A 12,218-nucleotide genomic window follows, 5' to 3' on the forward strand; every position below is an offset into this window, starting at 1 on the left:
CAAGTACAAAATTCCAAGGGGCAAGTTTAAAAGGATAAAATTTTGTAACTTGTTCCTTGTCTCTTGTAATTTGTTCCTTGTTTTCTTGAAATATTTTTGTTTGTAAAATTAAAAAGTTTATTTTTGTGAAACAAATAACATAACTCAAAATCTAAAAACATTATGAAAAAGATTCGTTTTTATAATTTAAAGAATTTCAGCAATATAACTACAAACATCTTGATTATAATAGCGAGTGTTCTGTTTCTTTTGAACTTGTTTGAACTTCTGCATATTGAAAGCCCTGTATGGAGAAAAATAGTGAATGTTTTTCCTTTCTTGATGATGTTTATATACAACTCAAAAATGTTTTGGTTTCGTAATTTTGTGGAATGGAACAGAAGAGGCATTATGATAAAAGTAAATAACTTTTGGGGTAAGACTTTTAACTTCAGCGATGTAAAAAACTTTCATATTGAAAACAAAGTACTTGAAATAATCAAAGAAGATAGCACAAAAAAATATATCAATCTTGATGGAATTTGCCCTGACAGCATTCAAAAATTGGAGAAAATTTTAGCTAAATATATTATACACCCAATAGATTATCAATAATATTTATCAAATAAATCTTCTCATATTTACAAAACAAAAAGGCGATGTGTTACATCGCCTTTTTAATTCTCTTATGCTAATCTTTGTATTTTCTGACTACATCAAGCCAAGTAAATTTCAGTACTAAGGTAGTAATCACAAACACCCCGATTGACCACCACATTTTCGGATAATCACGAATCAGAAGGAAAATCGGAATTAATATCTGGCTTGATTGCCACACAATACCAATAACGCAATTAACCATATCTTTCCAAAAGTTGTGATTTTTGCTGGCTGTACTGTCTTCTTTTCGTAGCTGCAAATAAACCGGATGCCACCAACCCCACGGACGAATATTTTTGTAGAAATTTACCAATACGCTCATTTCCGTAGGTTTAGAGAAATATGTCCCTAACAAACAACCTATCAATGAAAATATGAAAAATATTGGAAATAAATATATTGGTGGAATATGAGCTAAATCATAAAGCCAAGTGCCTTCGGTAAAATTATCTTTATTTCCGTCTAAAATAAATTGAAGTGTGGCAATGAGTAATCCTGCGAGCATTCCCCAGAAATATCCCCATCCGTTGAATCGCCACCAAACCCATTTCAAAAAGTTTGCAGCAACGTAGCCTCCGTACAAAGCACTGGTAATCCACAATGTAATGGAATTAATAGACTCTGCAAAAAAGCCCATAATCACTCCCAAAATCACAATACCAAACGATGCCCAATATGAAGCATTGATGTAATGCCTTACAGAAGCCTCAGGTTTGAAATATTTTTTATAAATATCATTAACGATATAAGCAGGACCTGAATTTACAAAAGCCGAAAAAGTGGACATAAACGCAGCTAATAAACCAGCAAGCAACAATCCTTTGATACCCACCGGAATATGAAAGTTTACTACTTTTGGCAAAATAGTTTCCAAATCATTATTCGTCAAACTCCCCCCTAACATTTGTGGAGCGATATGAACCAATGCTATCACTACAATTCCTCCAATAAGTAAATATCTGGGAATAAAAAGAATAAGATTTGTAAAACCACTCATATACGAAGCCTCTTTTACATTTCGGGTAGAAAGGATACGTTGCATATCGTAACTTGGCGTAGGACCTGCAACGCTGGCGAAAAATCCTTTCAGAAGAGACATTCCTATAAAGGCTCCGAACATCTTATATCCTTGCGTATCAATCAAATCATTGAAAGCTTGATACTTTTCGTTCCAAAATGGAGTAAGCTCCCAACCAAAAAAGATATTTTTCCATTCTTTGGGAATAATCGAAGTAATTTGTGCATCACTGATGGTGAAGAAAGCATATCCTGCAATCAAAATTCCGGCAAGCACCATAATTCCGTATTGCAAAACTTCAGTAGCTACTACTGAAAACATTCCGCCTTTGATGGTATAAATCGTGGTAAGTAAAATAACGATAAGGGCATAGCTTTGCTCCGAAGTAAGTACTGTTGTATTTCCGAAAGCCAGTGTCATATTCCAAGGCAGAATAATGGTCATAAATTTGCCAACTCCTTCAAAAAAATAAGCAATAAATCCGATTGAAGTAATAATGGCAAAAATGGCAATAATCAGGTGCGAAGCTCTTCCGGCTTTATCGTTCCCGAAACGCGTCAAAATCCACTCCGAACCCGTCATTATGTTGGAGCGACGAATCCAAGCAGCGAGGAAAACCATCACAAAGATTTGATTCCAAATAGGCCAAATCCACATAAACATAAAGCTTTTCACACCATAGAGGAACAAAATCCCGACCATCCAAGCCGTTCCTGCCACATCGAACATTCCCGAACCGTTACTTAGCCCCAAATAATACCATTTAATAGAATTTCCTCCTAAAAAATAAGAATCCAATCCCTTCGATGCTCGTTTTGAAATCCAAACGCCCACACCAACAGTCAAAACAATGTAAAGAACAACAATTAAAACGTCAATAATATTCATAATATTTATATATTAAAATTCAAAATGAGGCTGGATGCATTTTGAATTCTGCATTATATTTCAACTTAAAAATCAATTTAAATATTAGTTTACCTTTGCATCAATCGAAAACTCACAACCGTACTGCTCTACAAGCATATTATCCAAATCATCAGCCAATTGTGGTATGTCACGAACGTAGCCTTTTATTCTTTCAGCATCATCAGAAAATACATCCGACATATGTACACGATAAGAAATGTAAACAATACTATCCGACACGCCAAAGTGATATGGAGCATATGGGTGTAATAACATATACTCATAAAGTGCTTTCAAATTCTGTTTCGGAAGTTTCACCAGAGGAGAAGTAACTATCAGATAATTACGTTGATACACAAACATACGAATCAATGCACTGCCTTGATGAAATTCCCAACTATCACGCCCCGCACGACACAATACAGGATTAGCTCCCATTTCCTTAATCGCCGATTCGATAAACGTTTCAAAAGGAGATTTTTCAAATTCTTCAAAAACAGAAATATCTATTTTATTTCCGCAATGTGGGCAAAATTTCGTAGGAGTTTCAATGAAATGGTCGCACGAATTGCATTTTACCCGATAAAGTTTATCCGAAAAATTAAAATCATTAATTTCTTTAATAATTTCATTAAAACGAATTCCAAAACCAACATTATCAGCGTTGTTAAATTTAGAAGTTGTTACACCAACCAAAACACCCGCCTGATTTAACATTGGTCCTCCTGAATTTCCGGGGTTAACCGCAGCATCTGTTTGGATATAGTGCCTATTATTCATCGGTTGGTTTGTAGAAGAAATTATTCCTTCTGTGATGGTAAAAGGCATTCCGAAAGGAAATCCGTTGATAAAAATTTTTTGCGTATTTGTGATTTCCAAACTATCGTCAATCGTGATTGATGACTCGGAAAGCGAAAGTTCCTCAACACGAACAAAAGCCAAATCCAACTGCGGATTTACCATTATCACATCGCCCAAATAACGGTTACGCTCCTGATCTTCAATTGCTAATTGTTTTGTGCCTTCAACTACGTGATAATTTGTTATCAAAAAATCGTGTCCTTTCACGGCAAAACCACTTCCCGTTCCTTCCGAAGTGATTACTTTGTATATATATTTTTTATGTTGTTCCATTATCTTTATTTTTTGTTATTCTGCTCACTAAACACTCTTACCCGAACAACCGAGCGAAGAATCCTTTCTTGTTTTTTTGTTTAACGTTAAATCCTTTCGGAAGAGTTTCTTTCAGCAGATGTTCAAACGCTTCTAAATATATTTCAGATGCCCGTTCATAGGTTTCTCCAGAGGCTTTTTCAAGAGTCCCCGTAATAAAACTGCGATATTCTTGGTCTAAATTATAGTGATACAAAATGTACAAATACAAATAATACAAGTAATAACAAATATTGAAGTAATCATTGGAACTCTTATACTTACGCACTTGTTCTTCATATCCGTGAGCTTCTTCCTGCAAGAATTTACCGGAAGAACGCCATTTTAATCCCATCAGATTGTGTGTATAATATACATCTTTCATTATTTCGTCCTGTGACTTTTCAGAAAGTTGCTTGAAGAAGTTTTTACCTTTGTCTATACGGAAGTGAAAATCAATACGACTGTTTTTTATATTCTGAATATATTCCTGTAAATCAGTGCGTAAAATCCCTTGAATGTAAGGCATATTTGCCAATTGGAAAAGGCTCAACATAAGGATATCCCATTGGCTACCATCCCAACGCTTCTCCTCAAAATAATCCATATAACGGCGATATTCTGCAAGAATTGCCTGAATTTGACTCCAAGCCTCTGCTTTTTCAGCCTCTGAAAGTTGCTGAACAACAGGTTCTTGTATGCGTTCCGCTTCATATTTTTCAATAAACTCATCGTCAAAATCATCGGTTGCCATACAAATCTCACGCAAAGCATCGTAAATTTTATTAGGCTGACAAAGATGCAAAGGCGTTTCAAATTTGAACCAAAGCGTTTGGTCAATTAAGTGAATTTGAGGAACTGTTAAAAAACTAAAATTCAATTCATTTGCGTGACGTAGCATTGCTACTTTATTCGTATTTTCGGTCATCTTCACAAAAGGAGACTCTATGAAGAATATTCCGTTTTTCAGCCCGAAAATAACTCGCGAAGAACCTTGCGGATATTCTATTGAAAAATCACCCGTAGCAGGAATTTTTTTAGCTACTTCAGGATTCATATAGTGAAATAAACTACGCAATGACTTTTCATAATCTTTTTCGTCAAATGCGTCAATGGCATCGTGCCAGCTATCTACCTGAACGATAGGGTCACTCACGCTTTTTATCGGTTTTTGATACTTTGGTACGTGATTTCTCATATAAAATTATTTTTTGCAAAGCAAAAGTAATATATTTTTTTCAGATATGACAAAAGTTTAAGAACCTTTTACACCGCCAATCATACCACCACTCAATGCAAATTCCATCGCTTTATGAGCCGATAATCCTTCAGTTGGTTTTATGTTTTCGGCTTTAGTTACAATCACCCAACCGGAAACGGCATAAGAATGAGGCAAATAAACACTCACCATTCCTTCCATATTGGTAAAATCCATATTTTCCTGCGTCAAGAAACCGATACGCCACATTTCAGGACTCTCTTGCACTTTTACCCAAACAGGATTATTAAATTTTCGGTTATCACCCACAAACGAAGTCAGCACATCTTTAATGGAAGAATATATGAATTTAATTCCCGGAATACGTTCCAACAGATAATCCAAACCACTCACTAACAGCCTGCCTAAGAAGAATTTACTCCCGATAAAGCCAATTAATGTCGTTCCTAAGAAGAGTACAACAAACACAACTCCGGGGTATTTTTTTGAAACATCAGGAACAAGATTGTCAATGCTTGAAAAAATAGACCAAATAATCCAAACTGTGGTGCTTAAAGGTCCTACAATCAGGATTCCTTGCAGAAAATATCGTAAAAACACACCAAAAAAGCTGTTAATTTTCATAGTTTTTTCGGCAAAGATAACGAAATTTGAGAAGCAAGAGCCAAAACTCTTCTCCTACTTCACATAAATAAAGAAAATCTATTGTATTATAAAAGATTTCAATAAAAGTTATGGCACTTATCACAATAAAATCCGTAACTTAGCCCAGAATTTGAATAAAAAAAAAATAAAATTATGTCTTTAGTAGGTAAAAAATTCCCAAATTTTGATGTTAATGCTATGAGCGATTTGGGAGATACGTTCAAAATCAACGTATATGCAGAAGCAGTAAATAACAAAAAGAAAGTACTTTTGTTCTGGTATCCAAAAGATTTTACTTTCGTTTGCCCAACAGAGCTACACGCTTTTCAAGAAGCTTTAGCTGAGTTTGAAAAAAGAAATGTGACCGTCATAGGTGCTTCGTGCGACACTGCCGAAGTTCACTTCGCTTGGTTAAACACTCCTAAAGATCAAGGTGGTATCGAAGGAGTTACATATCCTATTTTGGCGGACTCAAACCGAAATTTGGCTCGTGCTTTAGGAATTTTGGATTCAAGAGAAATTTATGACGAAGTGGCTGAAAGCTATCTTTTGGAAGGTGACGATGTTACATATCGTGCAACGTATTTGATTGATGAAGATGGGAAAGTATTCCACGAAAGTGTAAACGATATGCCTTTAGGACGCAACGTGAAGGAATATCTCCGCTTAGTTGATGCTTACGCTCACGTTCAAAAACACGGTGAGGTTTGCCCTGCGAATTGGGAAGAAGGAAAAGATGCAATGAACGCCAACAGAGACGGTGTTTCTCAATACTTAAAATCACACTAATTATGGAAGAATTAACGCAAGATAATCTTCAGGAATTAATAGCTTCCGATGATTTGATTTTTGTACAATATGGTGCCGGATGGTGCGGAAATTGTAAAATTATGAAGCCTAAATTCAAAAAATATGCTTCAGAAAATACTTCTGCAAAATTCATTTATGTGGATGCAGAAAAAAATCCGCAATCAAGGCAATTAGCCAAAGTGGATAATTTGCCTACATTTGCTGCCTTCAAAAAAGGAGCTTTGTTGGGACAAATTCAAACAAATAAAGCAGAATCTTTAAAACAATTTATCGATGAGATTACCGCTAATTAAGCACGTTGTGCAGTTTATTGGAGAAAATGACCAAGATTACGTAAATGAAACCATCGAAACGCTTGAAAATTTAATTGAGTGTGAAAATTTGAAAGATGAGGAATTGGACGTAATCGGAGAGCTACTTTCAAATCTTTATGGTGCCATTGAAGTAGATAAAATGATTAAGCAAGGAACTCCACAAAAAGAAGCTCTCAACAGTTTTATGAAGCGTGTGGTTGGTTCAATAGATAAATAATTTTTTCTTTTACTAACTATGAAAACGAAAGGCAAGAATTGAATAATTCTTGCCTTTTATCTTTTTCTAACATCCCGTTTGCTTTTTACGGCATTCTCTTTCTTGAGCATCAACCACTGCGAGGGTTGCCAAATTCACTATTTCATCAACGCTCGAGCCTAATGTAGTAACGTGAATTGCTTGGGTTAATCCTAATGTAATAGGTCCTACGGTTTCAAAGTTCTCGATTTCCTTCATAATCTTGTAGGTGATATTTGCCGCTTCCAAATTAGGGAAAATCAATACGTTTGCACCTTTTCCGTTATTCAATTTTGAAAAAGGGAACGACCTTGCCATTTTTTCAGGATTGATAGCAAAATCGGCCTGAATTTCTCCATCAACTATCAAATCCGGATGATTTTTGTGCAAATAAGCCACCGCATCACGTACTTTTTTAGTGCTTTCGGAACTTGCCGAGCCAAAGTTGGAGTATGACAACATCGCAACAGAAGGCTGAATACCAAACATTTTCACTGCTTTTGCTGTCATTAAGGCTATATTAGCCAAATCTTCGGCAGTTGGGTTTACATTAATAGTGGCATCAGATAAGAACAAAGGTCCTTGTTTTGTAAACATAATGCTGGTTGAAGCAATTCTGTCAACGCCTTCTTCTTTTTCAACTAACTCCAAAATCGGACGTATGGCTGTGGGATAAGCACGTGTGCGTCCGGTAATCATAGCATCGGCTTGCCCCATATTAACCATCATTGCCCCAAAGTAGTTACGTTCACGCATCATCCTTTCAGCTGTTAGGCGGATAACTCCTTTTCGTTGATACTTCTCCCAATAAACTCTACTGAATTCCGCCCTGCGAGCTTTTTCTTCATCACTTTTAGGGTCAATAATCTGTAAATCAGCAGTAAGCCCAATTTCTTCTTTTAGTTCCTTTATAATATCTTTTCTTCCTAACAGAATAGGGATAGCCAAGCCGTCCTCGTGCAAACGTTGTGCTGCCTTAAGCACTTCGAGATGGTCTGCCTCTGGGAAAACCACTCGTTTAGGATTTTGTTTAGCTCTGTCTTGCAACATTCTGATTTCCTTGCTTCCGTTGCCAATTCTGTCCATCAATTCAGTTCGATAAGCCTCCCAATTGGTAATCGGCTTTTGGGCTACTCCCGACTCAATTGCTGCTTTCGCTATCGCTGGTGGAATTTCATAAATCAACCGAGGGTCAAAAGGTTTCGGAATGATATAATTTCTTCCAAAAGAAAGATTTTCTGCCCCATAAACGAGATTTACCTGCTCAGGAACCGTTTTTTTAGCCAAATCGGCAATTGCGTAAACCGCAGCAAGTTTCATTTCCTCATTGATTTTGGTAGCACGAACATCTAACGCTCCTCGGAAAATAAATGGGAATCCCAACACATTATTCACCTGATTAGGAAAATCGGAACGACCTGTCGCCATAATAATATCCTGACGAGTTTCTATTGCCAGATTATAATCAATTTCAGGAGTTGGGTTCGCCATTGCAAAAACTATTGCATCTTTAGCCATTGAAAGAAGCATCTCGGGACTCACAACGTTACCTTTTGAAAGCCCGATAAATACATCGGCTCCTTCCATAGCCTCTTGCAAAGTGTAAATATCTCGGTCAGTTGCAAATTCAGCTTTTTGCTCAGTCAAATTAGGTGAATCTTTGCGTATAACTCCCTTACTATCACACATTACGATGTTTTTAGGGTTTGCCCCTAAAGCCATATACATATGCGTACAAGAAATGGCTGCTGCTCCTGCTCCGCTAACTACTATTTTCACTTTCTTAATGTCTTTATTGACAATTTCTAAAGCATTTTTTAGTGCTGCTGCAGAAATGATGGCTGTTCCGTGTTGGTCATCGTGCATTACAGGAATATCCAACTCTTCTTTCAATCTACGCTCAATTTCAAAAGCTTCCGGAGCTTTTATATCTTCCAAATTAATTCCTCCAAAAGTAGGAGCGATGGCTTTTACTGTTTCTACGAATTTGTCCACATCGGTTGCATCAACCTCAATGTCAAATACATCAATATCTGCAAATATTTTGAAAAGCAATCCTTTTCCTTCCATTACAGGTTTGGAAGCTTCCGGACCAATATCACCCAAGCCCAAAACAGCCGTTCCGTTGGAAATTACTGCTACCAAATTACTTTTTGACGTGTACTTATACACATTGCTTTTATCCTCTGCAATTGCCAAACAAGGTTCTGCTACGCCCGGTGAATATGCCAATGACAAATCGTGCTGTGATGCGTGCTTTTTGGTTGGTATAATTGCTATTTTTCCCGGTTGAGGAAATTCGTGATAGTCTAATGCTTCAGTTTTTTTACGTGAATCTTTCATATATTTCTCTATCGAATTTTTAAAAATCAATTACGCTGATTTCCTTTTTATTTGAACTTGCAAAGTTAGTTTTTTTTCTTGAAATAAGAATAAATTCGGCATTATTTTTGTTAAAAAGATAACAAAATAAAATTCAATTTGAGGATTTTGAATTTGTTAAATATTTTGCCCATAATTGGTTTTGCATCTTTTAACATCCTAAAATTTGCCCATATCAATATTAATTTTGATTTTTGTAATTTGAAATAATTGTGACTTTATGCATAAACTTATGAAGAAATGTAGTGTTGGGGTATTTTTTTGCTTTTCGGTAGGAAATATGTTGGCTCAGGTGCAACCAAATATCCCGAATGATACCATTTCAAAAATAGAACAACAATCCAACGAAATTTTCAATAATTCACAGCCCACTTTGCCCACAGGCATTAAAAAAGAAGGGATTTACATCTTGAAAGACCACCCGAAAGCCGAAAGCTATGACAAAAAATGGCTAAAAGAACTTTCAAACTCGGATTTATTCTTTCAAATGAGTGAAGATATTCAAAATGAATCTCTTACCGATGTGGTGTATGAAGAGTTATCTACCGAAGTATTAAAACAACGTTTGGAAAAACTCAATCAAAAAACTCCTTTCAACATTGAATATAATCCTATTTTAGAGCGTGTTATCAAATCTTTTTTGAAAAATCGTCGTTCTTCATTGGAAAGATTGATGAGCTTGAGCGATTATTATTTCCCGATGTTTGAGCAGGAAATGAGTAATCACAGAATTCCTCTGGAAATGAAATATTTAGCTATTATAGAATCCGCTTTAAATCCAAAAGCTCGTTCACGAGTAGGAGCAACCGGCTTATGGCAATTTATGTACGCCACAGGGAAAAGCTACGGATTAGAAGTAAGCAATTACGTTGATGAACGTAGTGACCCCGTTCGTTCTACAAAAGCTGCAGCGAAATATTTAAGTTATTTACATCAAATTTTTGGAGATTGGGATTTGGTACTTGCTGCTTACAATTCGGGTCCCGGAAACGTAACCAAAGCAATGCGTCGTTCTAACGGAAAACAAAATTATTGGAATTTACGCCCATATCTGCCTCGTGAAACTGCCGGATATGTACCTGCTTTCTTGGCTACACTTTACATTTTTGAATATGCAAAAGAACACGGATTCAAGCCTCAACGACGTGAAAATCACTATTTTGTAACAGACACAGTACGCGTAAAGCAAGCCGTTCCTTTCAAAAATATCGCTGAATTAACCGGAATGGATATTAAAGAAATACAGTTTTTTAATCCTTCGTATCAGTTGGATATTGTGCCTTATGTAGAGGGGAAAAATTATGCTTTGCGATTACCTATTGAAGAAATTGGCAAATTTGTAGCAAATGAAGAAATCATTTACGCTTATCTGAACGAAGAAAATGCCAAAAGAGAAAAAGCACTTCCTGAATTGGTAAAAGGAGATTATGCGGGAAGTTCAGGCAGAAAAATAGTTTATACTGTAAAAAAAGGAGACGTTTTGGGAAAAATAGCTTCACGAAATGGCGTAACTGTTTCAAATCTGAAGCGTTGGAATAGAATTAAAGGAAATAATATTCACGTCGGACAGAAATTAGTCATCTATAAATAAACGAAATTTTCACAAAAAAGACGTCCTTTTGGGCGTCTTTTCTGAATTTATAAAACACCTACAAAAGCTGCATCAAACAAAATTGGCAACCTTTTTGCTGTTCCTCAAAATTATAAAATCAATTTCCTATGAAAAAAACATTTCTAATCATATTTTCATTTGCTCATTTGCTCGGATTTGCTCAAATGACTTTTTCAGAACGAGTTGAATATTCTGAATTGGCTACTCCAAAAGATAAATCCTTATTTTTTGTTGATTTTTGGGCTACTTGGTGCGTTCCGTGCGTTCACGTTTCTACATATTTAAATACGCTTCAAGAACAATTTCGCGATGATTTATACATTGTTTCACTCACACAAGAACGTTCGGATGTGGTGTGTTCATTTTTAGAAAGACATCCTACAAAACTTGCCGTAAGTATTGATTATGAAGGACAAAACTTCAAACAACATAATGTTAAGGCTCTTCCTTACGGAATTTTATTCAATGCCGAAGGAAAGATTCTCTGGAAAGGAAATCCTGCCAATATCACTCCGAGAATGATTCGAAGTTTTTTATCAAAAAACAAAAAAACAAGTCCTATTTATGACTTCTTAAAATATGCATCGTACCAAAATGAGGAAGAAACAAACGTAATTTTTGACAAAGATTTTGAAATACAAGAAGTAAACACTCCTGCAAATTCTTTTCCGATAATTGAGAGAATCAATGATGTTACTTCGATAAAAGGTTCTTTATCACAAATTGTTGCTTATCTTCTGAAAGTCAGCGGAAAACAAGTAACCTTAAAAGACGACTTCAAACAATATCAGCTACTTATACAAAAGAATTTTAATCATTCGTGGAAAGAAAAAGAAATGGCAAGTACAATTCTGAAAGATTTGGGTTACACGTTAAAAACAGAAACTCGGGCTGGGAAAATACTCGAAATTCACTTACCTGAATCAACCTCAGCATATTGGAACAAAGACCAAATTGATTGGGGAGCCAAAAATCCAAAATTTTTGGTCGATGAAAGTCAATTTTCAGCGGATAATATTTCTGTTAATGATTTTCTGTATAAACTCTCGGACGTATTAGAAACTCCCGTGGTTGTGAAAAATATGCAAAACATTACTGCAGAAGTATTTGATTGGCAAGTACATTATCAGTTTTCAGATTTGATGATTAGCAATCTTTCTGACTTGGGCATTGAAGCTAAAGAAACTTCCGGAAATTTTGTAAGGTATTTTATCGAAAAATAAAATTATATTATCTGTACCGAAAATAAAAGTTTAATATTCTCAATTATTATTTTATTTTTG

The 12,218-nt window shown here is 35.6% G+C and carries 11 protein-coding genes; 6 read left to right on the forward strand and 5 right to left on the reverse strand.

Features of this window, described 5'->3' with window-relative positions; all coding sequences use genetic code 11:
* Positions 1 to 162 precede the first annotated feature (162 nt).
* Positions 163 to 594 carry a hypothetical protein gene (locus tag GN105_RS04450; protein WP_155284207.1) on the forward strand — a complete coding sequence of 144 codons (432 nt, stop codon included), beginning with the start codon at positions 163 to 165 and terminating at the stop codon, positions 592 to 594.
* A 76-nt stretch (positions 595 to 670) separates the two neighbouring features.
* Here the strand turns inward: GN105_RS04450 and GN105_RS04455 are convergent, their stop codons facing one another.
* From GN105_RS04455 to GN105_RS04470, 4 genes are all read right to left on the reverse strand, one after another.
* Positions 671 to 2,545 carry a sodium:solute symporter family protein gene (locus GN105_RS04455; protein WP_155284208.1) on the reverse strand — a complete coding sequence of 625 codons (1,875 nt, stop codon included), beginning with the start codon at positions 2,543 to 2,545 and terminating at the stop codon, positions 671 to 673.
* A gap of 84 nt (positions 2,546 to 2,629) precedes the next feature.
* Entirely contained in the window at positions 2,630 to 3,700 is a 1,071-nt protein-coding gene (locus tag GN105_RS04460) for a trypsin-like peptidase domain-containing protein (RefSeq protein WP_155284209.1), read from the reverse strand.
* Positions 3,701 to 3,737: 37 nt separating this feature from the next.
* Positions 3,738 to 4,916, reverse strand: a complete 1,179-nt coding sequence (locus GN105_RS04465) for a hypothetical protein (RefSeq protein ID WP_155284210.1) — start codon at positions 4,914 to 4,916, stop codon at positions 3,738 to 3,740.
* Between the two features lie 57 nt (positions 4,917 to 4,973).
* Positions 4,974 to 5,561, reverse strand: a complete 588-nt coding sequence (locus tag GN105_RS04470) for a DUF502 domain-containing protein (protein ID WP_095895861.1) — start codon at positions 5,559 to 5,561, stop codon at positions 4,974 to 4,976.
* Between the two features lie 174 nt (positions 5,562 to 5,735).
* Here GN105_RS04470 and GN105_RS04475 point away from each other — a divergent pair, with 174 nt between their 5' ends.
* Genes GN105_RS04475 through GN105_RS04485 form a run of 3 tightly spaced genes read left to right on the forward strand, consistent with a single transcriptional unit; the run spans position 5,736 to position 6,923 of the window.
* On the forward strand, positions 5,736 to 6,371 hold the full coding sequence (locus GN105_RS04475) for a peroxiredoxin (RefSeq protein WP_095895863.1): 636 nt from the start codon (positions 5,736 to 5,738) through the stop codon (positions 6,369 to 6,371).
* Between the two features lie 2 nt (positions 6,372 to 6,373).
* On the forward strand, positions 6,374 to 6,685 hold the full coding sequence (locus GN105_RS04480) for a thioredoxin family protein (RefSeq protein WP_155284211.1): 312 nt from the start codon (positions 6,374 to 6,376) through the stop codon (positions 6,683 to 6,685).
* Complete coding sequence (locus GN105_RS04485) at positions 6,666 to 6,923, forward strand: DUF6952 family protein (RefSeq protein ID WP_095895867.1); 258 nt, start codon at positions 6,666 to 6,668, stop codon at positions 6,921 to 6,923. Before GN105_RS04480 ends, GN105_RS04485 begins: the two co-directional genes overlap by 20 nt.
* 66 nt (positions 6,924 to 6,989) lie before the next feature.
* On the opposite strand, the gene GN105_RS04490 is transcribed toward GN105_RS04485, so the two are convergent.
* The gene (locus GN105_RS04490; RefSeq protein WP_155284212.1) at positions 6,990 to 9,284 is read right to left on the reverse strand and encodes an NADP-dependent malic enzyme; all 2,295 of its coding nucleotides are present in this window, start codon (positions 9,282 to 9,284) and stop codon (positions 6,990 to 6,992) included.
* A gap of 271 nt (positions 9,285 to 9,555) precedes the next feature.
* Between GN105_RS04490 and GN105_RS04495 the strand changes: the two genes are divergently transcribed.
* Both GN105_RS04495 and GN105_RS04500 read left to right on the forward strand, forming a co-directional pair.
* Positions 9,556 to 10,914 (forward strand): lytic transglycosylase domain-containing protein, encoded by a 1,359-nt coding sequence (locus GN105_RS04495; RefSeq protein ID WP_227977309.1) that lies wholly within the window; start codon positions 9,556 to 9,558, stop codon positions 10,912 to 10,914.
* 128 nt (positions 10,915 to 11,042) lie between these two features.
* Positions 11,043 to 12,158, forward strand: a complete 1,116-nt coding sequence (locus tag GN105_RS04500; protein WP_155284214.1) for a TlpA family protein disulfide reductase — start codon at positions 11,043 to 11,045, stop codon at positions 12,156 to 12,158.
* Positions 12,159 to 12,218 lie beyond the last annotated feature (60 nt).

The organism is Capnocytophaga felis, assembly GCF_009684755.1.
In the GTDB taxonomy this organism is placed as follows: Bacteria; Bacteroidota; Bacteroidia; order Flavobacteriales; family Flavobacteriaceae; genus Capnocytophaga; species Capnocytophaga felis.